Here is a 22,968-nt window from a genome sequence, read left to right on the forward strand (position 1 = left end):
AGAACCAAATATAGACGTCTGCGCTTCTCAGTCATGTCTGACTCTAAACGCCGGAGAAGCCATCAGAACAGCCAATCCTGGTACTAACGTGGTCTGGGTGGCCCTGAATCAGGCCGTCGTAGTGGTCCTGAATGACGTTGACATATTCACCACCTACGACGCAGCCAACCCCTGCCTCCCACCGTCCGCACCAGCTGAGCGAGCCAACCACTAAAAAGCACGATCAACAGCAATTTGACGACTATAGGAGCATCGTCGTAGACAAACGGGCCAGGGCAGGCCGGAGCTCTGCGACGGACAGCACTGGACCCAACAGCCGGCCGCGCCAGCGGACGCCCATCAACTGGTTGAAGCGCAGCGGAAACCAGGGCGAGCCCCGCGAGCCTGCACTGCCAGGGACTCAATGTGGCATGCTCGAGGACGTAAACAGCAGGATGTTTACCCCAAACACTAAGAGCCGGCACGTAGGTGCCGGCTCTTAGTGTTTCCTCTGCAAGGGAATCCGTGGGGGAGCGGCTTCGCTGCGCGGGTTTTAGAAGTTGTGGTGTTCCTGGGCGTGGGCCGTGTCCACGGGGCCGGTTTCCTCGCCGGCCGTGAGCAGCTGCAGCTCGATGATGTCTTCGGCCAGGCTCGCGTCTTCGGCCGGCTTGTCGTCGTCGGTCATCGTGTATTCGGTTCCCATGGCGTGTGCCTTCCGGTCGTGGTCCTCGGGCCCACTGTAGTCCGGAATCCTGCACGTTTTCTGGGCTCTGGCTCCGCCCGCGTCAGCGTGAATCGGCGGCCGGAGGAGCGCCAGCGGGGGAGGCCGCCCCACCACCGGAAAAGGCCGGGCCGGATACCTCGTCGGTGATCCGGCCCGGCCTCGCTGTCCTAGATCAGACGGCGCTTGTAGGCGGTTCCCTCGTCGCGGGCCACGTCTGCGATTGCGCCGCGGTTGATGAGTTCCCGCAGCAGCACCGCGAGCCGGAAGTCCGAAACGTCCTCGGTGGCCAGTTTCAGGTACCGGTCAGCCTGGGTGCCGTGACCTTTGAGCCATTCCAGCCAACCCATCAGGGAGAGCATGGGCGCGCGCTGCCCGGCCGGGACAGCTTTCATAAGCTCGAAAGCGATAGCTTCGGCGTGGTCCACGCGCTCCCAGTCCGGGCGGCCTGTGAACTTCCCGGTCAGCGTGTCTCCGAAGGCGCCGTTGTGCGTGCTGATCGTGTCCCGAAACAGGTAGTCGCGGATGTGCTTGTGCTGGAACGCTGCGGCAAGCTCCCGGGCAGTCGCGGTGTTCGGCATCCCATCGGCGTCCAGCGCCGCCTTCCATGCCGCGCAGGCCGCCTCAAAATCATCAAGATTGCCTTCGGGTACTTCCACCGGAAGCGCCCACCCGCCCAGCAGCTCGGGGTGGTAGACGTCGATATCCGGGGCTGATCCGAAGTAGGTCAAGGTGGCGTTGGCGTTGCTGTCGCGGATCTCGTCAAGCGGGTTCCGTTCTGACGTGCCGTAGATGGCCCAGTAGGTGCCGGTCACCAGGAAGACCGTTTTGACGGGCATCCGGGCGGTGGCCAGCTCGTCGCTGAGTGCCAGAACATGGGCGGCGTAGGGGAAGCCGTAGGCGGGCTTTTCGTCGGTGTAGATGATCACGTAGCTGCCTGTGGCCTTCTCGTCGTGGGCCGCGTAGGTGGTCATCATCTGCGCGTAATCCAGCGGGGCCGACTCTGCCGGGGCATCCATCCGGAGGGTCGCCCCGAGTGCACCGAGGCGTGCTGTCAGCACGACGAACGATTCCTTGGGCTGGTTGCCCAGCAGGTGCGGAACGGCGGCGAGAAGGTCAGCGGTGCTGGTGATGGTCAGTTTTTCAGTCATGGTTTTTGTCCTTGCAGAGACGTGGGGGTGGTGGGGCGATCAATGGTGACCGGCCAGCTTCCCTCTCCCCCCGTTGTTTTTTGGTTGCTGGCAAGCTTGCTTGCTCGGCGGCCGACGGAGCCCTGTCTACCCAAAGGGCAAGGGGCGGGAAATTCCCGGAGGAAATAAGCGACGCAGGAGCACCGGAGGGACATTTCCTGCACCGCAGGCCCCGGAGCGAAGCGGAGGGGCTAGACGGGGTGGAGCGGACGCCTAGAATCCGAAGGACAGCAACCAGAAAACGTCGTAGACACGACAGGTTCAGGGGGTCCGGAGCTCTGCGACGGCACGCCCTGGACCCAACAGCCGGCCGCGCCAGCGGACGCCCGTCAACTGGTTGAAGCGCAGCGGAAACCAGGGCGAGCCCCGCGAGCCTGCCCTAACGGGCCTGATCCGTAAATTGCGCCGGGGTTGCCGGCAGCCGGGGCTTGCCGCCGGCGCCACCCAGAGGCTTCCTTTCCTGCGCGAAAACGGCGGTCCGCCGCCGGCAACCACCACCTAAAGCCGGCCACGTGCGGCGGACCGCCAGCAGCTCAAAAGTCCTGGGGGCCACATAGGAAAGCACCCACCTACTCTCCTGAGTAAGTGGGTGCCTTCGGGGCGCTGGGCTTAGTGCATTTTTGCCCGGTGTTCCGGTGCGAACAGGACCACGACTAGCTCGTTGCGCCAGTCCAGCGCTGCGTACCGGCGGGTGGTGTCCAGCAGTCCGGGGTCAACCCGGGCATCCTTGGTCACTGCCTCGGCCATGCCCCGGATGTGGGCGGCGAGGTCGTTGGACGCGTCCGCGCTGTAGGACTCTGGGGACTTCTGCACGAGTGAGGCCAGCGTTTCGAGGAAAACGACTGTCTGGGCGGTGTTCTCCGTGATGCGGTGAGGGTCGGCCATGGTTCTTATCCTTTGCTGGCGGGGGCCTTGCCGGGCGGGTGTTCCGCCCGGCAAGGGATTGGTGATGATTACGCAGCGTCCCGTACGGCGTAGGGCATCCGGTACCGGCTGGGCAGTTCGGCGGCGGCCTCGGGCAGGTCGGCCGGTCCTTGTGCCTGCCCGTTCTTCCAGTGGTAGAAGGCTTGCTCAGTGATCACGTCCCACAGGCGGGCCTTGGTCCGGTAGTAGGTGCAGGTCACGTCACCCTCGCAGTACGTGGCGATGCCGAACAGGTTGCCGATGCTGTCAGCGGTGCGGGTGACGGCGACCATGACATAGGGCCACTGGCCCAAGTCCCAGCCGTCACAGCCCCAACTGGAAAGCACGGCCCAGCCGTGTTCCTCGATGAGTTCCATCCAGTCGTAGCCGCCGTTCATGTGGTAATCACCCAGCACGGTTACACCGTCAATGGTTTCCTCCGTGTCCGCGAGGGTCACGGTCCTTTTGCTTACTGCGTTCATGTTTTTTGCCTTTGCAGAGACGTGGGGTGGTGGGGCGATCAATGGTGACCGGCCAGCTTCCCTCTCCCCCGTTGATTTTTGTTGCTGGCACGCAGTGCTCTACGGGGCCGACGGAGGCGCCTCCTCCCGCCAGGGCAAGGTGCCGGGAATCTTCGTAAGGAAATAAGCGACGCAGGAGCGCCGTCGAAGATTCCCGGGGCCGCAGGGCCCCGGAGTTTACGGAGGGGTCAGGAGCTTGAGCCGGAGCGGAACCGTACGATCCGAAGGACAGCCACAAAAAAGCGTCGAAGACGTCAGGTTCGGGGCCGGCCGGAGCTCTGCGACGCCCGGCACCGGACCCAACAGGCGGGAGCGCAGCGGACGACCATTAGCTGGTTGGAGCGAAGCGGAGACCAAGGCGAGCCCCTGGCGAGCTGCACCAACACCCACACCGGTCCTGATGCACCGCGGTGGGGTGTGGTGATTGTCGGACCCTGCGTGCAGGATGAATCAGCGATAAGATTCGAATACGTATTCGCATCTTGTGGTGTGTTGTTAGTAATCCAGTTCTAAAAGGTGTGGTATGGACCGTGACCAGCTCAAGCGGCTACAGACCCGGTACGCCCGCCGTGCCGGACCTCTGGGGCTGACATCGGAAGAACTGGACCTAGCCAACACATCACTGCAGGTGGACGTGCACGGGATCCCCGTCAAGGCTTGGATCCGGTTTCAAGACTGCTCGGAGCTCGTGGACGGGTTGGCGCACACGTGGACACCGAAAGCGGTGCAGGTCTCCTGGCAGGACGGGCCGCTGCGCCGCTCCACGTGGGTGTGGGCCTCGGCCGTGACCAGGGCCGAGAAGCTGGAAAGAACATTGGGAGAAAGAACACAACGTGACAGCAGTACTGACTGAAACACCCCTCGCGGCCGCAGTGGACGTCCGGTTCACCCTCGACGGGCTGCCCCTCGCGATCCGGTACGACGGGCATATCTGGGCCGTCGCGGCGGACCCTGTCCGCTGGTTCGAACGGGGAAACTGGTGGGAAACCCAGCCGCGGGTCCCGGTCGGGGCGGCCGTGGTCGATACGACGGTGTGGCAAGTCCAGGTGCGGATCAACACCAGCTCTCCGCTGCGGACCATGGAAATCCGTCAACCGCCCCTGACTGATCACTGGGTTCTGACATCCATCGATGACGCCACCTGACCCTGCCGCCCAGCCGCTGCGGTACGGGCAGCCGATCCCACCGGGGGTGTGGGAGGCCATCCGTACGGAGTACGGCCTACCCACTCTCGCCCAGGTCCGGGACCGGCTCTCCACCATCCACGCGGATCCCGAACCGATCATGCACCAGCTCGTGCGCATCTTCGTCGGGGAAGAGACTCTGTGTCCAGGTTTCCAGTTCACCGAATCCCTGGAAGTGAAACCAGCGGTCCGGGTCCTGTTCGCCAGGGCGATGGAACTCCGGATCGCCCACAACTACTTCAGCGCCTGGATGGCCACCCCGTGTCCGGAGCTGGAAGGCCGGCACCCGGTAAACGTGCTGCATGGCGCCACTCCCCCACTGCTGCACGCCCTGGAGAGCTTCAGCCGCCGCTGAGGACTACGAAGTGCCGGGCTGCTGCAACCTAGAATTGTCACGTGCAAGTAATCCTTACAGTGGAGAACCCTGAAGGTCAGCTGAGCCACCTCGATGCTGACGGCGCAACGTACCAGCAAGCTAAAGTTGCCGCTGAATCGCTTGTACCCGAAGGCTCAAAGGCAATTGCTATCCGAACGGCAGAATAGCCACGGGCAAAGGTGAACGGTGAGAGTTCCAAACTTCCTGAACAGGCGGAAACCCACAGAGGCCGCGGCCCCGTATGCCGCGGTCTGGGCCGCGCCAGTCGAGCGCGAGCCGCTGACGCCCGAACAGCTTAAAGACCTGGAAGCAGCTTGGGTGGAACTGAACCAAGCTGTAGAGGAGTCAGGTGTGAAGTCGTTCCATGCGTGCACCCGTGACGGTCGATATTGGGGGGGAAGACCCCGATGCCGTGCGGGCCATGACGGCCACCATCAAGAGTCTTAAGAAATACACAGATGAAGATCACAAAGACGATCCGACCGTCTAGAGAGAAGCCCGGTTACCTTCCTTCGTAGGCGTAGCGTAGGTGGGTGTGGAGCCAACGTCGAGAAATTCCCGTAAGAAGCCCGCGTCCCGCAAGCCTGCCTTCGGAGATTTCCTGCGTAAACAAGAGAACCGGCGCGACATCGTTGGTGATCTTGCCCGTGTGGCTCAATCCTCCCAGTTCCAAGGTTCGTCCATCAGTGACATGTGGGAACATCTTGATCGCCTCAACATCGTGGATGAATCTGTCCCGGCCATGACCCAAGCAGAACAGGACTTCAATTTGCTGGTCCTTGACTGGGAGACCAAGTTGCGGGCGCGTTTTCATGTGAAGAGCGTTGTCAGCGGCGGCCTGCCCGGCCTCGGCCAACGACGCTGACGTTCCTGCTCCTTGGAAACGACACACAGGTGCTCTCCGTCCAAAGCACCCGTGTGCGTGCCAGCAAACGCTTCATTTACTCCACGTGGACTGACACCATTATCTGTGCGATCCCTGAGGGGTTGCTGATGTCTAGCGTCAGCCCGGTCACTGGTCTCAACGTACCGTCGGGAAGGAGAACATCCGTTCCAACAGGCGGGAATATATCGCTTCGCACCCAAGCGACGGTGTCACTGTTTTGATCTAGGAAGCGAGTCCCACCGGTGCTAGCAGCATCGAGGACGTACGTCGCAGGTTTCATCTTGGGCTCCTCATGGTCGTAGGGACTCGATACCTTCGAGCTCCTACCCAAGGAGTAACCGAGATCGGACAATAAAAGTGGGACGAGGAAGAATGTCAGGCCGTCCCAGTTCCTTAGAACCCGAGATGCGTTCCGTCCGGTGCAGGCAATCTCCCGAGCGCAGCCAGAAGCGCCAATTTCTGATGATAACTTCGAGGCTAGTAGGCAGCGACAGCCAAAGCTGCAGGCCTCGGGGGTTTTTCAGCGTCCGGGGATAAGGCGCATTAGGACAAGAAGGCAGGCTAGACCTTGGGAGTAGTAGCAGATTACCTTGGCCCCCACCTGAAGGGCCTGGCCGGACCGTACTTATTCGTAGGTTCCGGATTGTCCCGCCGGTACGCGGGCATCCCCGATTGGGAGGGACTCCTGCGGTATTTCGCGAGCCTGACACCGAACCCGTACGCGTACTACAAGGGTCTAGCCGGAAGCGATCTTCCGAAGACAGCCAGCCTGATTGCGGATGCCTTCTACCCGGTCTGGTGGAATTCCCCGGAGTTCGAAGCATCCAGAGCCAAATGGCAAGACGAGGTAACAGACCCTTCATCTGCGCTGAAGATTGAAGTTGCCAATCTGGTCGACAGCAAGGTTGAAAACACTCCTATACCTCCAGACCATGCAGCCGAGTATGAACTGCTTAAAGCGATTGATGCCGACGGCGTCATCACCACAAACTACGATCCTCTCCTTACCAAGGCATTCGAGAGTTACACCGCGTTTGTCGGCCAGGACCAGCTCCTGTTCTCTGACACTCAAGGAATCGCCGAGATCTACATGATTCACGGCTCCTCAACCGACCCCGGCTCACTTGTGCTCACCGCAGAAGACTATGAAGACTTCCGAGCCCGGAACGCCTACTTGGCGGCGAAGCTGATGACCGTCTTCGTCGAGCACCCGGTCATTTTTCTTGGCTACAGCATGAGTGACCTAAACATTCAGGAGATCCTGGAATCACTTGTGACCGCCATGCGGGGCAAGAACGTAGACAAATTGCGCGACCGATTAATATTCGTAGACTGGCAGCCCACCGCCTCGGCTGAGGTCCGAACAAGATCCGTCCTGGCCAACGGTGTAAGCATTCAAGCGCTAGAAATCGTAGTGCCCGACTTTGTAGAACTATTCACAGTGCTGGGGCAACGCGAACGGGCTATGCCAGCGCGCGTGCTGCGCCACCTGAAATCTCAGGTCTACGAGCTGGTCAAGAGCAACGATCCGCACGGACGCCTGGTGCGGGTATCCGACATTGAGGATGACGACAACTCCGAAAACTTCGATGTGGTCTTCGGTGTTGGGGCAAAGATGACCGTGAAGGGAATCATTGGCCTCACTCGTCACGACATCATGGACGACGTCCTTGATGCCCCAGACAGAGGCCTGGCGCCCGAGCAGGTTGTAACTAACGCGCTGCCTCATTTTCAGCTGGCCTGGTACGTACCCTGCTTCAAGTATCTGCGTCAGATGGGTGCGCTGACGGCGGAAGGAGAGGTCGCCTCATCCGCCACGGTTCCCAATCAGGTCAAGAAGCGTGTAGACAAGGTCAACGGGTTGCTGCGGCCGAAATCGGAATCTCAGACTTTGACCATGGAGGAGTTGGTCGCGAAGCGGGGAACGGAATGGATCTTCAAGAATCCTTGGGAGGTTGTCCGCTATACAAGCGATTGGCAGGGCCTGCAGGAATACCTCCTCGACAATCTTGCACAGCGCCAATATTCGTGGTGGACAACTCAGTACGGCAAGCTTTGCGTAGTTTACGACTGGCTGCGATATGCACCTGACAACACGCCGGTCACGAGGTAGATGCCAGCCTGGGCCTATGGTCCGGTACTCGCATGATCACCTCGATAGTTCACTACGGGCGCGCTTGCGCGGGTCCCAGTTCGATACGTAATTTACAGGTGCCCCAATTCTTTCCTTGTGGAACACCTTCGGGCCGAGAAGCGGGACAGCCATCTGAAGGCGATTAGGGCGGTCGTACTCGATGGTTTACCTCGCACACCTGGTCGTAATCTTGCCCGAAACGGGCGTTATCTCCCCCACCGGACTATGACGCGGGCGCTGCAAGCACATACCGCGTCATCCCGTACGATTCGTGAGTATTCATCGAACAATGGGGACCAATTGAACAAGCTTTTTCCTGCCGCGGCTATGGCCGCCATCCTCACGCTGACCGGATGCGGCGGAGAATCTTCTAACGCCACGTCAGCGGCCGAGACCACCAATGCAGCCTTCACCACCGACCAGAGCTGCGACCAGCTCTTCGACAAGGGCGACGAAGGCCGGCTGTTCGCTGCGGTGAACTTCCTGGGCAAGGTACCGGACACCGTCAAGCCCAGTGACCAGACCAAAGCCAAGATCCTCGCGGGTGACCTGGAGTACGTGGCCGGGACCGCCAACGACAAGATCAAACCCCACGTCGAAATCATGGCGAAGACGCTGACCGACCTCGCAACGGCCACGGGCGGGAAGGTCAACGTCGACGTCGAGCCCTTCAAGGCAGCCGGCACCAAGGTCCTACAACTATGCCCCACCCAAGAAGCGGCGTACAACAACGAAAAGGAAGCCACGGCCGCGGTGAAGAAGGCCGAAGCCGACATCGCAGCCAGGAAAGCCGAGGAAGCAGCAGCTGCGAAGGCAGCGGAGGAGGCCGCCAAGGCTCCCAAGGAGTACGCCGGCGCCGGGGACGACATCGTCACCATTACCAAGCACGGGACAGGCGCCCAAGTCGCGGTCATCACACACGCAGGCCGCCGGAACTTTGCCGTGCACACTCTGGACAAGACGATGGACTCCACGGACCTGCTCGTGAACACGATCGGCAACTACAACGGCACCGTTCTGTTCGATGCCCGCAGCCGCGGCGGCGAGACAACTGCGCTGAAGATCACTGCCGACGGACCGTGGACAGTCAAGCTCCTGCCGCTGACCAGCGTCCGGTCATTCGACGGGTCAACGCCGATGACTGGCCATGGCGATGACGTCTTCGCCTACACGGGCGCAGCCAAGGCCGCCACGTTCACACACGACGGCTCACGTAATATCGCCGTCCACTCCTACGGCACCCGGTCAGACCTGCTCGTCAATGAAATCGGGCCCTACACCGGGACTGTGGTTTGGACGCCTGGCTTCTACACGGTCACCGCGGACGGGAACTGGTCAGCGACGCTGAAGTAACCTCCCAAGTCGAAACCGCCGGCCCGAATGTTCCCGAAAGGCAAGGGCCGCCGCGACTTACACGTCACAAAACGCGGACATAGAGAGGCCGTCCCGATATCCGGCCGGGACGGCTTTTCTATGTGAGGGTCGGTTCCGGCAAAGAGTCCAGCAAGTGCCGCATGCCGTCCTTATCGGTCAGGTCCGGGTCGAGCCATTCAGCGAGCCGGTCCCGCGGGATAATGAAGCACCTGCAATTCATTGAACGCGAGGAGTTTATTCCTTGACGTAATGGCTGTTCTCGCCGAACCCGGCGTAGTAATGCTCGTCGCGGTCATCGTCGTCATCTTCCTCGAAGTCCGCAGAGGGCGACGGTGCCATCCGCGGATGCAGCATCACCATCGAGGCCAGCTCATCCTTCCGCCGAACTTTGGCTGGACGGATCCTCGCGAGTCTTTCGCTTCGAAGTTGACGCTCGACGGCCTGCCAGGCCAGTTCGTCGTCGCAAAGCTGGGCGGGAATATCGGGGATAACCCTTTCGACGAGCATTGCGAAAATACGGTCGGACTGTTCATCACTGGCAGGCACCAGATGCTCGGCGGTCTTCGCGTGATGGCAGTTCTTACAAAGCAACTGGAGGTTACCCGGATCGCTGGAGTCGCCGTTGATGTGGTCAATCTCTTCGCCAGGGCCGCCGCATTTCACGCAGACCCGGTCACGTTCAATCACCAGCGCGCGGACGTCGCCGGGGATCCGGCGGGCATCGGCATTGTAGCCGCCGGCCAGCATATGGGCGAGACGTATACCAATGGCCTGGCGGACCTCTGGGTCAGCCTCGAACTTCCCGTTCCGGGAGGTCTTCCGCCAGTAACGGACCGTGTTTGCCGTTTCCCTGCACAGGATAGAACAGAACAGCCAAGGCCTGTGCTCGTAGGACGCAGGCAGTGGCTCGAAACAGTTCGCACACCGGTCCGGCTCGAATCGGCGCGCCACAGTCACCTGCGTCAAAGTCATGCCCTGATTGTGGCAGACGCGAGGGCTTGGGCAACGGCAGTACCCGCACACCCATGGATCTGCGGCAACTCAGCGCGGCGTTAGAAGCGGCAGTGTCCCATTTCCTTAGAACCGGAACACTCCCCCGTGGATTGAATCGCCATGCGGTGGAGGTTTACCGCGCCGCTGACGGCTGTCCACCTCGTAACATTTCCCTCCCGGAGGTTATCCCAAAAGATCTGCCGTGGGCGGCAGTCACAGAGACAACTTGCGGGACTTCAACTCTGTGGGCTCAAGAGTCCATGCCTAAGTACCGGTAGACGGTCGCGCGGCTGGCTCCGATGATCTTTCCGATGTCCGATGGCTTGAGGCCTCGGGCTTTCAGTTCATGTGCTCTCTTGACCTTCTCGTGGTCCGTAGTGACCTCCCGGCGTCCTGCTTTCCTGCCGTTTGCAGCTGCAGCCGCCATGCCGGCCTTGGTGCGTTCGGAAAGCTGGTCTCGTTCAAGCTGGGCGAACGCAGAAATGATGGTCACCATCGCCTGGGCCATCGCTCCCCCGACCTCGCTGGCCGGGTCGGTTGCGATGCCGTCCCTTAGGGAACGGAACTTGATGCCTCGCACCTTGAAGTCATCCAGGAGCTCGAGCAAGTGTCTCGTGTTGCGGCCCAAACGGTCCAGCTTCCACACCACGACTTCATCCCCTGGACCGAGACGGTCCAGCATCCGGTCCAGCTCTGGACGGCTTACCCTGGTCCCGCTTATCCCCTGGTCCTTATAGATTCGTTCGCACCCTGCCGCTTCCAGTTCACGGATCTGCAGATCGGTGTTCTGGTCGGCGAGACTGACGCGGGCGTATCCGAGGCGTGCCATCACTTCTCCGTCTTATCAAAGGACCAATGTTGATGATTCTGAGAATACCTCAGTGAGACACTTTGTTGGGACAGGCGAGATTGCGAAACTCCAGGAGTTGGAATCGTCGTCCGAAGCTAGACCGGCGGTTCTTATCAAAGGATCCATTGATGAGACCCAAGCATGGGTCTACCAGCAGAACGTATAGGGCACCCCTTCGTGCATTCTCACCGTACGGGGTAAACGTATATAGCCCAGGTCGGCGACCGGGTGGAGTGTGGCGGCGGACTTCTGTGCGCGGTGGAGGACCGGCTTACGGGACACGGTCGGGCCGGAAGTGGTAGACCGCTTCGAGCGGTTATCCGAGGCGAAAATCGGGAGCGAGGAAACCCACATATATAAACCCGGTACCAACTATCAGTCCCATGATTCCGAAGATGCGAGCAAAGAGCATGGAGGCTAGAGGTGACGTTGAATAGTCCACTCCGAACGGATGGAAGTTCTTGACGCCGTCCACCAGGCCACGGGCTGACCCTCTGAAGTTCGTAACAGCGCAAAGCCCAATCAAAAACAGAACGAAGCCGAGGATACCGGCGCCAAAGCGGGCCAGCTCGACTGCCCGAACAGCGACCGCAACCATACTCGCGATCAGACCTACGAACGCCACGACGTAAAGGCTCTTGAGGGGCTGAGGCAGTACTCCGATGAAGTTCTTCACAAGTAGGGGACCTCAATTCCGCGGTTTGCGTCTGCTTCATTCAACTCCAGCCAGTAGCGGAGCTCTGGTCACTCGACGCCTATACTGCCACCATTGATCACCATTTATTCAGGGGCATCAGGCGTGCCATCGACAGTACGATCATCAGAAGAGGATTAGAGCAGTTCTAAACCCAGAGGAGAGTTTCTGGTGGACCCAGTTGCCATTTTCATGATCATTGGTGTCATCGGCATCATATACGCAAGCTATATGTTCTTCAGGAACCGAGGCAAGTAGTGCTTGGACCACGGTTGCCGCCTGCCGAGAAGAGCCTTTCCGCATACGGTCACCTAAGTCCGTTAGCCCATCCGCTTACGGGAGATCTGAATTCCTTTGCTTCATAACTTCAGCGACCCGAATCCCTAGGGTCTGAGACGGTTGGACAATGGTTCCATGACGGATCAGCCTTTCGAGTCCAAGTTCTCTTCCGAGGCCCCCCTGGAAGGCTCCGGATGCCGAATTGATTGCGATTGCTAGAGGAAACGGTGTTTCTCTGCAAGCCCTTCTCTTGGCCGCTCAAGACCATGCCCGCAAACTAGATGCGGCTCTGCGAGACCTGGGTGACGCAGGCATATCTCCACTCGCAATCGCGGCTGAGGCCGGCTTAGGTGAAGCTCATGTTTCGGCTGTACTGGCTGGCCAAACCACCCTGGGCTTCCTTTTGGAGCGCTCAAGAACCGACTAGCCAACCGACTGGCCGCGCCTGAATTACCTTCTGTTTCGCTGCGCCTCAAGACCGAGCGTCGTGGTGTCCGGTGAAGGATCCCTTTACGGCCGCTTGGTGTTTGGTGGGCCAGCCCCTATTGGCATACGGGCGGGTTGCCCACTCTTCGGACGGTAGGCGCCACCGGCTTAATGGTCACCTGCCTGGTCTCCGCTAGAAGCTGTCGAAGTTCCGCAACAGCCCTGTTATCTTTAGGCATGAATCGTGAAAAGATTCGTCGATCGTCAATTGCTCAATTGAGTTCCTTGAGATTGAGCAGCTTTCTCAGTGGTACTAGCCTCCTTCTCGGCAGCGTCCTGTTGTTCGAATGGAACACTTCGCTGAAAACATGGATGGCTGTGGCAGTTTTTGCCTGTGCCCTTGTCTGCTTCTACCAAGCGACGCTTGTTTGGATGGAACTGAAACGTCGTGAGCGAAGCGGTTCAACGGGGGCCCGCTAGCCAATCCCTACCGGACACCACCCAACAGGAGGCGCTGGCGCAAGCAACATCCTGGCATCGCCGAAATCGTCGGCAGATGTCATTGGGCTTTTCTGTATCCCCGGCGGCCGCGGATAAGAGCTCTAACTAAGCCTGCGGCGAAGCCCACCACTAATATGAGGGCAACCGTCGTCATTGCCCACGTCGCACCGTAACCAGCAACTGGCCCCACATAACACGAGGTGTCCCCTTGAACGTCCCCCGTGTACATGGCACAACTCCCTGTAGGAATCCATATCAACCCCATGAACACGATGAATGGGGCAATGAAGAGTACCCAAGGCCAAGGGCGATTCCATGGCCACTCATCAATTTTCCGATTCATCTACTGCCCCCTTGCTGCGAGTGTATCGCGGGCACAAAGGGCCACCACAAAGGGCCAGGGGGGCAGCAGCATTCTTTTTCGTCCCCTGATTCCGCGGTGGAATCTCTAATGTGCCGCCCAGAGCCCCTACGGCTATGGGGTGGGCCTTGAAGTCCTTGAACTGGTAGACCTGCTCTAGCCCTTGGAGACCAGAAGTCGATAGGGCGCACACGTCCGGTAAACGATCCTCCACCGGGCGGGCAGAAGTTTAGTTTGACCCTGGGCTGAGGCTGTTGGCCATTTGTGCATTCAGATAGAGCAGTTCCCGGAAGGGAACTGCCTTTCTTGCCGCCGTTGCAATGTTGCGGCCTTCTTCTGTGAAGAGGAACGGGTAGACGCTGATGCCTTCGTCAATGGACAGAGCTGCGACTTCTTCTTCCCATCCCGGCCAGCGCAGTTCACGGTAGAACTCCGCGCCTCCTGCATTCAGCAGCCATTCAACGAATGCAGTGTGGCCGGCGCCCAAAGGAGTCCACTCCAGAGTGTCCGGCCCCCAGTAGCAAACTTCTCCGGGTTCGGCGGAGAGATCATCGTGATTGATAGCGAAGACTCCACCCAGGACGTCGTAGGCGATCACGAGATGTCCTGGGGCCGCTGCACGATGGTCGGGATCACCCAGAGCGTTGGCTGTAGCGATGTCCTCGATGCCTTTAGTGCCGGCGCCAAGAATCCGCACCCACCCGTGATCGACGACGAGAGCTCCGCAGTTCGATGCAATCGCTCCAAGCGTCGACGCGGCGGTCACTTGCAACCGGAAGAGCACGTTTCCTTTGGCGGTGTCGTCAGCTGGCACCACTTTGAAATCGACGGATGCGCTGGCCAAGAGCGCGTTTAGCCGGGGCCACGCTGGAGAATCGACGCTCAGAAGCTCATCCGCAGATCGTGTTGGAGTCATGATCAGATGCTGTCACAGACTGCGCTGGATACGTTGTTTCGCCTGCAGAAATGCACTGCCCGGACCGGTATTTAATCGGCCTTTGGCGCTCAAAGCGCCCGCTGAGGGATCCTTCAGCGGACACCACCGTCGGATCTTGAGGCGTCGGCGCTTCCGAAGGGCTCAGGTCGCACCAGGGATGTTTATGCTGGCTGAAGAAAGGCAAACGGAGCACTCACATCCGCTTTTGAAAGTAAGTGATCAGTGGCGGCACCGCAATGAGGACGGTGACCGCCGCTCCAGCTGCCATGTAGAAAATCTCTGCCTCTGGAAAGATTGCCCGGAGGACAAAAGTCACGATAATTCCCGCGACCAAGCCAGAAACACAAAGAAGCATCAGCTTTGGGAAACCTCGTTCGCCCGCCATACCGACCTCCTCGGTCACCTTCCTGTTCAGCCGAGGCTACAAGTCTTAGTAGCGGTAGGGAATAGGGACAGGAGGTGCTTGGCAGAGCCGTGGTCGTATCAGCGTCAGGAATAGAATCGGAGATTGCGTCTTCTGCCTCCCGTACTGCCGGGCTTGCCACAAACAGCCAAGGAAGCCCGGGAAGGGGTTCCATAGATCCAGTGTCGGTGACGTGATCGCCCTGGGTGCCCCGTAAGCCGGTGGCCCAGCGGACGCTTTAAGCGTCCGGTTGGGGATCCGTTACGGGCTGCCCCAAACAGCAAGCTCATGTCCAGGCAAGGACACGATCATCAGTCCGTCCGGCCCTGTGAGGTTCCACGATTCGTACGCCGACTCCGGATCCGGCACGACACTCAGCCGGAAGCCGTCCTGAATAACGATTTCAAGGCGCCCGTCGTCGAAAGCTCTTCCCTCAGAAATTACTTTGGATCGTGAGAGCGGCAGAACGGGACCGAGTTGGTCGAAATCTCCACCAGGCTCCACTACATGCGAAGTGCCATCGGGGCGCTCAAGAATGAAGCTCGCTTCGATGGTGATTCTGAAGTGTTCGAGAACCAGAGTTACTTGTAAATCCAGGACGAGTTGCAGGATGAGCTGCCCACTCACATCGAGAAGCCAGAAACCCTCGGATCTTTGAGTACCGCTCATAGATGCCGGCACATATGCCACAACGTCCCCTTCCGTCTGCGTTCCACCCTAGCCTTGCCTCTGTATGGAGGCAGCCCAAAAACGAAGAGCTCGCAATACAGGTCGCCGAGCAACAGGATCACGTCGGCGCACAGAGTCCGATGAGGGATCCGTCACCGGGCACAAGCGGCTCCACTGAGCCGGTGGCTAACGGACAGGTCTTTCGGACGATGCCCACCCTTTGCCGTTTGTCTCAGGGGTAGACTCCGGATAACTTTCGGCTCTGCCACAGTGAAATGGTGATCGATGAACCCCCGCAACCAAGCAATCGTCATCCTCGTGGGAGGCCTTCTATTTCTGGTCCTGGGGATTTGGTGGCTTACTATCCAAGACCTGCAAAGCGGCGCCTATGCGTGGCTGATAGGGAGCCTGGTTTTTGTAGTCGGTGGTTTCGTGAAGCTTCAGAGAAGCAGCCGGAGATGACTGAATAGAGTTGGATACTCTTGTCGCCCAACGCCCGGAAGCCGATCTCTCACCTGCACCAGGGCCCACCGAACACGTCCGGTGGGCCCTGGTTCTTTGTTCCCAGCAACTACTTCGAAGGACCGGCCTTCGAGCGCTCACTGCCCCTGGAGGCCCCAGTAGGGGCCTTTCGCGCTTTGGTTGCCCTCTTCCCCATAGACAGCCCTGCGCGGGGGTGGGTGGCCTCGCTGCGTTCCGCTGCGACCCGTCCCCTGATCTGGGAATCATTTGCACCGCTGTTCGTCAGCGAGGCGGCAAACGCCTTTTGCTGTTCGGCTGAGCCGTAGTCCTCGGCCGAGGCCGTTTCAGCTTTCAGGCCTTGGTCCTTTAGCCGGCTGCTGTCGTTGCCGGTGACTCGGTTTTCGATTTCTCGGCCGACGCCTTCCATGCGGGCGAAGAGTTCCTTCTCGGCCCTCTCGTATCGATGTTCCTGTGGAGCCAATCGGCGCCGGCAGCTAACGCGCACGTTTAGGGCCCTCAACACAGCACCCCCATTCGCTCTTTGGATCGAGTGGGGGTGCTGTGTTAATCCCGATTGCCCATACTTACCGGTCAGTGGAAGTCAACCCGGTAGTTTGGCGACGGAAGCTCTGCATTCTAGGCACCAAGCAATGAGACTATGTGCCGATGGAGCAATTCCTTACGTGGTGGTCAGACCTCATTTTACAAACGATGCAGCTCCAAATCGATCCGCTGGCGGCAGGGATCTCTATAGTCGCCTTAGCCGTAGCAGTGTCTTCCCTCAGATTGTCCAAGCGGTCGGCAAACCTCGCTGAGCAGCTCGCCAACGAGCGCGGAAAGCTCAAAAAAGTGCATTTACGTCTACCAGATTGGGAAACGCACCTTAACCAGGGAAAACCGGTTGGTCACGCAAGTGACCTCCCTGCGAGAGACATGTCTACCGGGGCTCTGGAGGTCGTCGGCTTCTCAGGCGACCACGAGTTAACTGTCAGCAGCGTAAGGCTCGTTGTGCTGTACACCGTGGGGCTGATACAACCCCGCGTGCACTATGTCCATATCTCGATCGATGGAACCCGTACGCCAGGACTGAACGTGACTGGCCCCTCGCTCCCCCACACTATTCGTCCCTACGACAGTGCGACATGGCGATTGCCCAAAATCTTTGTCATGCCCAAGATGGCGAAAACATCGTTTGTTCCCCACGCTCCTGGCCTTGTGATGTTAGATCCTTGGAGGGCGATAGCTGTGGCAGCACACGTTCAATCTACCGCCTACCAAGCGGACGGAACCGCATCTCTCGTATTCGGCTCCAGCTGGGTGCTAAAGAGAGCCAGAAGCACATTTGCCCGCCACTTCCCGTATCAAAGCCTCGGTGAGCTCATGGAATCAAAAGATGCGCCCAAGGAACTCAAGCACCTTCTCCAGTTTTGGCATGTGGGGGTCCAATCTCCGGGAGCTAGCAGTTCAGGGACAAACGGTGGCCCAACCACTTCGCAGACAAAGAAACGACGGCGACCCAGACGCAAATGATAAAGCTAATGCTGAGGTCTGCGCCCAACTCGGTAACCCAATACTCGACGAAACGCTGGACTAGGAGTAACGAATTGGCAGGGTGGGAGGTCCGTGGAGGACTCCGTCGATGATAGGACCGCCGCACTGCATGGATAACTACGCAGGCAGCAATAGCCAACCTTTTGCCAGGTAGGCCTGCTATTTATCTTCCCAGGGAACGACTAGTTCGTTCTGATCTATAAAACTTTGCCACCAAGATAAGCAGTCGGTGGCGAGGGTTCTCGCATCGTGATTTCGCGCTTCGGGGGTGCCTGGATGCCGGAAGGTGATCGTCACCGTTGGTGACCATCTGCCACTACCCTGCGGCATTTTTACTGCCCTTACTTGCGCCATCGCTTGACCCTCCCATCGCGTGTGGTGTTTAGATGTGTTCGCCACAGCCCCGCAAACCCCCATCGGTTCCGAACTAGTTGCCGCCTTCATAACTCTTTCCCGCACCGCGGCCGGGAGTTCAAGATCCCTCTTTATCCAGTCAATGAGGTGCCAACAGTCCTCGAAGAACCTTAGGAGCCGATGCCTTAGGACGCTGGCATATGTTCCTTCGGTGGTGAAGGCTTCCTCAATGGCCTTGTAGTCGTGGAGAACGTCGTCCCACTTGCTGAGCCAAGACTGCAATTCGGAGTAGCCCACCTCTACTTCAACTGCTTCCAAACCTCCCGAGCCAGCCAGCAGAAGACTTCCTGACGCTGACGTTGCGCCACAACGAGGACATACCGTTGACTCTCTTTCCATTTCTGATCCGCACCTTTCGCACAACCCTCACGGCACGGATGCTAGGCCTGAGGAGATGAGCAATCAAGGCCCGCCAGCACCGGGCTAATGCGGGATGCGGCTCGCGTAGGCTTCTGGCATGGAACTGAGCAGAGCATTAGAGCAGCACATTGCAGTGTTGGGCGAGAGCGGTAGTGGCAAGACCGTCATGCTGTCCTCGTTCTACGGAGCCACCCAAGAGCCGCAGTATCGGCAGAACAATCAATTTCATGTGATGGCGGACGATTTCGGCCAAGGCACCCTGCTGCACCGAAACTACCTTGGCATGAGGGATTCAGCGAGGTTGCCCCTAGCCACCCGCTTCGCCGCCACGTCCTACTCCTTCAAAGTCACGATGAAGGACGGATCTGATGCCAGGGCCATGAGGGCCAGACCTTTCGAGGCCCTGCGCCTCGTCTGGCACGACTACCCGGGGGACTGGTTCGAACAGGACCCGAGTGGGCCGGAGGAGGCCCGGCGCAGGATTGACACGTTCAGGTCCTTGCTGGGTTCCGATGTCGCTCTCCTGCTGGTGGATGGGCAGCGGTTGCTGGACAACTCAGGAGAGGAGGAACGGTACCTTAAGTCGTTACTGGCCAATTTCCACAATGGCCTGCTGTCGCTCAAGGATGACTTGTTGGAGGACGGCAAGCCTCTCGTCCAGTTTCCGCGTATTTGGATCATGGCGCTGTCGAAATCCGACCTGCTGCCGAACCTGGACGTGGTCAAGTTTAGGGATCTCCTGATAGAGAAGGCCGGGGACGACCTAGTCGAACTGCGCAAGGTGCTCGCTGGGTTCGTGGAAGCTAGCGACGCGCTGTCAGTGGGAGAGGACTTCGTGCTGCTTTCGTCGGCAAAATTCGAGGCAGACAAGATTGAGGTAGCCAAGCGCGTCGGCTTGGAATTGATCCTTCCCCTGGCCGCCATGCTTCCGTTCGAACGACACATCCGGTGGACCCAGACGATGCAGATCCCCAGGAAAGTGGCCGAGAATCTGCTGGACGGTGTCGGTGCTATGGCCCGCGTGCTGGTCCAAAGCAAACTGAAGCTACCTGGCCGAATAGGCCATCTGGTGAATCAGGTCGCCCCCCATATCTTGAATGCTGCGGCCAAGCTGGTCGGGGAAAAACTCAAGGAGTCCAATTCCGAAGCGCTGGCCAAACACGATTATCTGACAGCCACATTGACGCGCTTCCGGATGGACTTGGACAAGGGCGAAAAGGAGCAGATCCTTCTCAGGAACCCTGCATGAAGCTCATCTGGGCCACTCGAGGGCGGACCTGGGGCATCCGATTTCTCCTTAACGGAGGATTTGAGGATCCGCTTCCGGAATACGACGCCGTCTTCGCGGCTCTCGGGGACGAACCGGAAGTCTGCCACCGTGTCGGAGGGAAAGTGGCGCTGCGTTTCCCAGATCCTTTGGGGCGGAAAGACGCGGCCGGCAGAGTCATCACACACGAATTCGTCGTCTTCGGGTGCTTGGCCGATGGGATCGACTCGGTTGAGGATGGCCGCCGACTGGTCTGGGGCCAGCCCCAGGTTGCCGAAGAATTCGCCCGGGTCTGGGAGTTGCCCAAGCCGCCCTCGGCCAACGGATGACTCCGGCGGCGGCGTAATCCATTTTCGCTGTCTCACCCTCGGCGTGTGACTTTCGGCAATAAGTGGCGGCTTTTTCACGCCGCTATTTGGCGTCTGGCACAGCCGTAAGGAATCGGCTTTACTTCACCCGTCTCGGGTAACTCCGGAACCCGGGCCTTCAGCCACGCGCTCGTGTTTGGTTCTCACGTGCCCTGGCCAGGGTCTTGGGGTTCCGACGACGCAGAGTCCAGGGGCGGCCACCAGTTCACTGGCGAGCTGATGACAAAGCGGCGGCCGCTGATTTCCTTCGGCGTGACCCGAACGAGCGTGTCTTTCATCCCCGGCTGCCAGGGCGACAGGCCTGCCTCTGCGGCCTCCTGGAGCTCCTCGCCGTTCGTTACCACCTTAGCAAGACCCTTGATAACAACACTCCAAGCGATGGTGCCGTAACTGTTCAACCCGTCCGCTTCCAGCACCACCGCAGGTGTTGCCAGCAGGGCATCCAGCTTGGTTCCGGGGCCAGTCCGGAAGATGACGGTCCCGTAGTTGGGCACATAGTTCACGGGGAAGATGCCCAGTCCGTCGCCGTCCGTCACGGCCACCCTACAGACGGAGGATGACCGAAGGTACTTCCAGCAGTCATGCACGCTGAGATTTTCAGTTGCTTGTCCGGGCTCGGCGGTATCCATGGGCTGAGCCTACACAGGGGCCAGCCTGACAATAGGGGCGGTCTGGCCACGTTGTACTCGATTGAATCCAGGACAAAGCGCAGGTAGGAATAGTTTCCTGCCGGTGCGTGCCAGATCCCCTCGCCGGAACCCATGAGCCGGTGCGCTCCGAAGCTCCGGTAGGCCGTCAACGGAGTGGACCACCCCATCTTGGTGAACGATCGTCCATCCGACGACGAGGCGCCCCGTCCATCGGCAACGAAGTTGGTCAGTTCCCCGAGCTCGTTGAACGAGAGGACGGCGCGGATGGTGCGGCCGGCATTGGTGAAGGACGCTTCGACCGACTCATCGTCGATCTCACGCCACTGAAGGCTTCCGGCGATCAACGCGCCCGGCGCCAGCACGCAAAGATCGTTGAGTAGCGTGACCGTCTCCGCTTCGTCCATCTCCGGGCCAGCCGCGTTCACCAAAGTGACCAGCGAGGCGACTTTGACCCTCATCGTCGCGGACGGGCCGACAAAACGGTGGAAGGCCTGGAAGGGCATTCCGGACTTTGAGGCGTCCATGAGGAACAGGCGTGAGGGACGGTCGTAGGCGTTGTGCTGCCGGCCCGTGAAGGACATCCAGGACGAGTCCGGCCCGCTGCGGATCTGTCCGTGATAGCGGGCCGAGAAATTTTGGACTTTCGGTAAACCAACAGCGCCACTGCGGCGGATGTAGCGCTGCACCACCGCGGGGAGGTGCACGAGGTCGGCCTCGGTGAGCAGCGGCGTGGGGACGGATCGGGCAAGGTCTTGTGCGACCTCACGGTTGTACTCGGCGCGGAAACTCCGGGGCCCCGAGGACAGAAACCCGAAGACCAGTCCGGCAAGCAGGATGATGTTCGGGATGGTGCCATACCCGGCGTCAGCCCACGAAAGGCTAATCGCCAGCTGGGACAGGATGAGCGCAGAAATGCCGATCACCAGCCACCATCCGGGCATAACGAACAGGGAGACCGCGGTGGCCAGGATCAGTACCGCTGCGAGAAGCCATAGAAAACCCTCCGGCCGGGTGATCGGCTGGGTCAGCTGGGCAACGTCGGCAAGCCCGAGCCCCTTCGCCGCACCCAGCAGATGAAGAAGACCATGGAGGCCGAGAAAAAAGGGCAAACAGTGATTTCATGTCATCTCGCGTCCTGGGCGGTGGCGAGGTGAGCACCCCTCCTCGTCCCAGTGTGTGCCCCTGCACCGCGAAAGAGTCCACAAGTCATGCTCATTCTGACCGTGACGGCCGATCCTCGCCTTTAAGCTGCCGCCGGAACCGAATGATCCCCTTGCGTGGGGCGGGGAGGCGGGACGTACGCTTAGGGCAACTCGTGCAGTCAGCGATGCCGCCGAACGCAGCTCCCGGGCGGGGGCGCCTTGGCCGATCGAAGGAACGCCGATGAAGGCACTTGTCTACCACGGTCCTGGCCAGAAGGCATGGGAAGAGGTACCCGATCCCAGGATCCGGAAACCGACCGACGTTATCGTGAAGATCGAGACAACCACCATATGCGGCACCGACCTGCACATCCTCAAGGGTGACGTGCCAGCAGTGGAGCCCGGCCGCATTATCGGGCACGAGGGCGTCGGCCGGGTCGTTGAAGTAGGGTCAGCAGTCACCGGCCTCGCGACCGGTGACCGGGCGATCATCTCGTGCATCTCCGCGTGCGGGCACTGCGATTACTGCAAGCAGGGAGTCTTCGCCCATTGTCTGGGTAAGGAGGGGGCCGCCGGGATCGGCTGGATTCTTGGGCACCTCATCGACGGGACACAGGCCGAGTTTGTTCGCGTCCCGTATGCAGAGACTTCCGTGTACAAAGTGCCCGACGGCGTCACACCACAGGCGGGCACGTTGCTGTCCGACATCCTGCCCACCGGCCACGAGATCGGAGTGCAGTACGGGGCCGTGAAGCCCGGTGACGTCGTCGCCGTGGTGGGCGCAGGTCCCGTTGGACTGGCGGCCATCACCACCGCGGGGCTCTACGGTCCATCGCGCATCATCGCGGTGGACGTGGACCGGAACCGCGTAGAGCAGGCCAGACGCTTCGGTGCCACGGACGGCGTGGTGTCCACCGATGCTGGCTGGAAGGATCGGGTGCTTGCGCTCACGGATGGTCTCGGCGTCGACGTAGCCATTGAAGCAGTGGGTATACCGGAGACCTTTGCCATGGTGCTGGACATTGTCAGGCCCGCCGGCCACGTGGCCAATGTGGGCGTCCATGGCAAAGGTGTTGACCTGCCGCTGGACAAACTCTGGATCTCGAACATCACCATCACCACGGGACTGGTGAATACGAACACCACCGGCACGCTACTGAAGCTCGTCGCACAGCAAAAGCTGCTGGTGGACCCATTCGTCAGTCACGTGTTCGATCTCGACGACATCGAAAAGGCGTACGACACTTTTTCCCGGGCCGCCGAAACCAAGGCACTGAAGGTGATGCTCAATGCGAGGGCAACCACCGGGGCACCGCAGGAAGCAACTGCGTGACAATGACCCCACCCCGGACCATGGCCGGGTCGCCAGGAAT

Annotated in this window: 22 protein-coding genes; 9 read left to right on the top strand and 13 right to left on the bottom strand. The window is 59.9% G+C overall.

Annotated elements, in window-relative coordinates:
- Positions 1 to 532: 532 nt before the first annotated feature.
- The 4 genes from AC1DBN_RS20640 to AC1DBN_RS20655 form a co-directional block, all read right to left on the bottom strand.
- A complete protein-coding gene (locus AC1DBN_RS20640) occupies positions 533 to 682 on the bottom strand; it encodes a hypothetical protein (protein ID WP_477724106.1) in 150 nt (49 codons plus the stop codon).
- Between the two features lie 188 nt (positions 683 to 870).
- Positions 871 to 1,851 carry a DUF4192 family protein gene (locus AC1DBN_RS20645; protein WP_477724107.1) on the bottom strand — a complete coding sequence of 327 codons (981 nt, stop codon included), beginning with the start codon at positions 1,849 to 1,851 and terminating at the stop codon, positions 871 to 873.
- Positions 1,852 to 2,499: 648 nt separating this feature from the next.
- Positions 2,500 to 2,775 carry a hypothetical protein gene (locus tag AC1DBN_RS20650; protein WP_477724108.1) on the bottom strand — a complete coding sequence of 92 codons (276 nt, stop codon included), beginning with the start codon at positions 2,773 to 2,775 and terminating at the stop codon, positions 2,500 to 2,502.
- A 68-nt stretch (positions 2,776 to 2,843) separates the two neighbouring features.
- On the bottom strand, positions 2,844 to 3,275 hold the full coding sequence (locus AC1DBN_RS20655; protein WP_477724109.1) for a hypothetical protein: 432 nt from the start codon (positions 3,273 to 3,275) through the stop codon (positions 2,844 to 2,846).
- A gap of 872 nt (positions 3,276 to 4,147) precedes the next feature.
- Here AC1DBN_RS20655 and AC1DBN_RS20660 point away from each other — a divergent pair.
- From AC1DBN_RS20660 to AC1DBN_RS20685, 6 genes are all read left to right on the top strand, one after another.
- Positions 4,148 to 4,459 (top strand): hypothetical protein, encoded by a 312-nt coding sequence (locus AC1DBN_RS20660; protein WP_477724110.1) that lies wholly within the window; start codon positions 4,148 to 4,150, stop codon positions 4,457 to 4,459.
- Positions 4,446 to 4,853, top strand: coding sequence for a hypothetical protein (locus AC1DBN_RS20665; RefSeq protein ID WP_477724111.1), 408 nt, complete (start codon positions 4,446 to 4,448; stop codon positions 4,851 to 4,853). Before AC1DBN_RS20660 ends, AC1DBN_RS20665 begins: the two co-directional genes overlap by 14 nt.
- 385 nt (positions 4,854 to 5,238) lie before the next feature.
- Positions 5,239 to 5,364 (top strand): hypothetical protein, encoded by a 126-nt coding sequence (locus AC1DBN_RS20670; protein ID WP_477724112.1) that lies wholly within the window; start codon positions 5,239 to 5,241, stop codon positions 5,362 to 5,364.
- 39 nt (positions 5,365 to 5,403) lie between these two features.
- The gene (locus tag AC1DBN_RS20675) at positions 5,404 to 5,739 is read left to right on the top strand and encodes a hypothetical protein (RefSeq protein WP_477724113.1); all 336 of its coding nucleotides are present in this window, start codon (positions 5,404 to 5,406) and stop codon (positions 5,737 to 5,739) included.
- Positions 5,740 to 6,328: 589 nt separating this feature from the next.
- Positions 6,329 to 7,873: an SIR2 family protein gene (locus tag AC1DBN_RS20680; RefSeq protein ID WP_477724114.1), complete on the top strand. Its 1,545-nt coding sequence runs from the start codon at positions 6,329 to 6,331 to the stop codon at positions 7,871 to 7,873.
- Between the two features lie 321 nt (positions 7,874 to 8,194).
- The gene (locus AC1DBN_RS20685; RefSeq protein WP_477724115.1) at positions 8,195 to 9,247 is read left to right on the top strand and encodes a hypothetical protein; all 1,053 of its coding nucleotides are present in this window, start codon (positions 8,195 to 8,197) and stop codon (positions 9,245 to 9,247) included.
- A gap of 255 nt (positions 9,248 to 9,502) precedes the next feature.
- On the opposite strand, the gene AC1DBN_RS20690 is transcribed toward AC1DBN_RS20685, so the two are convergent.
- The 7 genes from AC1DBN_RS20690 to AC1DBN_RS20720 form a co-directional block, all read right to left on the bottom strand.
- Positions 9,503 to 10,240 (bottom strand): HNH endonuclease, encoded by a 738-nt coding sequence (locus AC1DBN_RS20690; RefSeq protein ID WP_477724116.1) that lies wholly within the window; start codon positions 10,238 to 10,240, stop codon positions 9,503 to 9,505.
- A gap of 271 nt (positions 10,241 to 10,511) precedes the next feature.
- Positions 10,512 to 11,090 (bottom strand): recombinase family protein, encoded by a 579-nt coding sequence (locus AC1DBN_RS20695; protein WP_477724117.1) that lies wholly within the window; start codon positions 11,088 to 11,090, stop codon positions 10,512 to 10,514.
- A gap of 337 nt (positions 11,091 to 11,427) precedes the next feature.
- Positions 11,428 to 11,787, bottom strand: a complete 360-nt coding sequence (locus AC1DBN_RS20700; protein WP_477724118.1) for a hypothetical protein — start codon at positions 11,785 to 11,787, stop codon at positions 11,428 to 11,430.
- 1,814 nt (positions 11,788 to 13,601) lie between these two features.
- Positions 13,602 to 14,288, bottom strand: coding sequence for a DUF2625 family protein (locus tag AC1DBN_RS20705; protein ID WP_477724119.1), 687 nt, complete (start codon positions 14,286 to 14,288; stop codon positions 13,602 to 13,604).
- Between the two features lie 214 nt (positions 14,289 to 14,502).
- Positions 14,503 to 14,694, bottom strand: coding sequence for a hypothetical protein (locus AC1DBN_RS20710; protein WP_314215420.1), 192 nt, complete (start codon positions 14,692 to 14,694; stop codon positions 14,503 to 14,505).
- Positions 14,695 to 14,973: 279 nt separating this feature from the next.
- Positions 14,974 to 15,402, bottom strand: a complete 429-nt coding sequence (locus AC1DBN_RS20715) for a DUF6188 family protein (protein WP_477724120.1) — start codon at positions 15,400 to 15,402, stop codon at positions 14,974 to 14,976.
- A 2,151-nt stretch (positions 15,403 to 17,553) separates the two neighbouring features.
- Entirely contained in the window at positions 17,554 to 18,066 is a 513-nt protein-coding gene (locus tag AC1DBN_RS20720) for a hypothetical protein (protein WP_477724121.1), read from the bottom strand.
- Positions 18,067 to 18,265: 199 nt separating this feature from the next.
- On the opposite strand from AC1DBN_RS20720, the gene AC1DBN_RS20725 reads away from it, so the two are divergent.
- Both AC1DBN_RS20725 and AC1DBN_RS20730 read left to right on the top strand, forming a co-directional pair.
- A complete protein-coding gene (locus tag AC1DBN_RS20725) occupies positions 18,266 to 19,417 on the top strand; it encodes an ATP/GTP-binding protein (RefSeq protein WP_477724122.1) in 1,152 nt (383 codons plus the stop codon).
- Positions 19,414 to 19,764, top strand: coding sequence for a hypothetical protein (locus tag AC1DBN_RS20730; RefSeq protein ID WP_477724123.1), 351 nt, complete (start codon positions 19,414 to 19,416; stop codon positions 19,762 to 19,764). The genes AC1DBN_RS20725 and AC1DBN_RS20730 overlap by 4 nt, the downstream gene beginning before the upstream one ends.
- A 182-nt stretch (positions 19,765 to 19,946) precedes the next feature.
- Here AC1DBN_RS20730 and AC1DBN_RS20735 read toward each other — a convergent pair whose 3' ends face one another.
- Both AC1DBN_RS20735 and AC1DBN_RS20740 read right to left on the bottom strand, forming a co-directional pair.
- On the bottom strand, positions 19,947 to 20,339 hold the full coding sequence (locus AC1DBN_RS20735) for a pyridoxamine 5'-phosphate oxidase family protein (RefSeq protein WP_477724124.1): 393 nt from the start codon (positions 20,337 to 20,339) through the stop codon (positions 19,947 to 19,949).
- A complete protein-coding gene (locus tag AC1DBN_RS20740) occupies positions 20,336 to 21,562 on the bottom strand; it encodes a DUF6544 family protein (RefSeq protein WP_477724125.1) in 1,227 nt (408 codons plus the stop codon). Before AC1DBN_RS20740 ends, AC1DBN_RS20735 begins: the two co-directional genes overlap by 4 nt.
- 274 nt (positions 21,563 to 21,836) lie before the next feature.
- On the opposite strand from AC1DBN_RS20740, the gene AC1DBN_RS20745 reads away from it, so the two are divergent.
- On the top strand, positions 21,837 to 22,928 hold the full coding sequence (locus AC1DBN_RS20745; RefSeq protein ID WP_477724126.1) for a zinc-dependent alcohol dehydrogenase family protein: 1,092 nt from the start codon (positions 21,837 to 21,839) through the stop codon (positions 22,926 to 22,928).
- Positions 22,929 to 22,968 lie beyond the last annotated feature (40 nt).

The sequence above is a fragment of the Pseudarthrobacter sp. 10T415 genome (assembly GCF_056394175.1).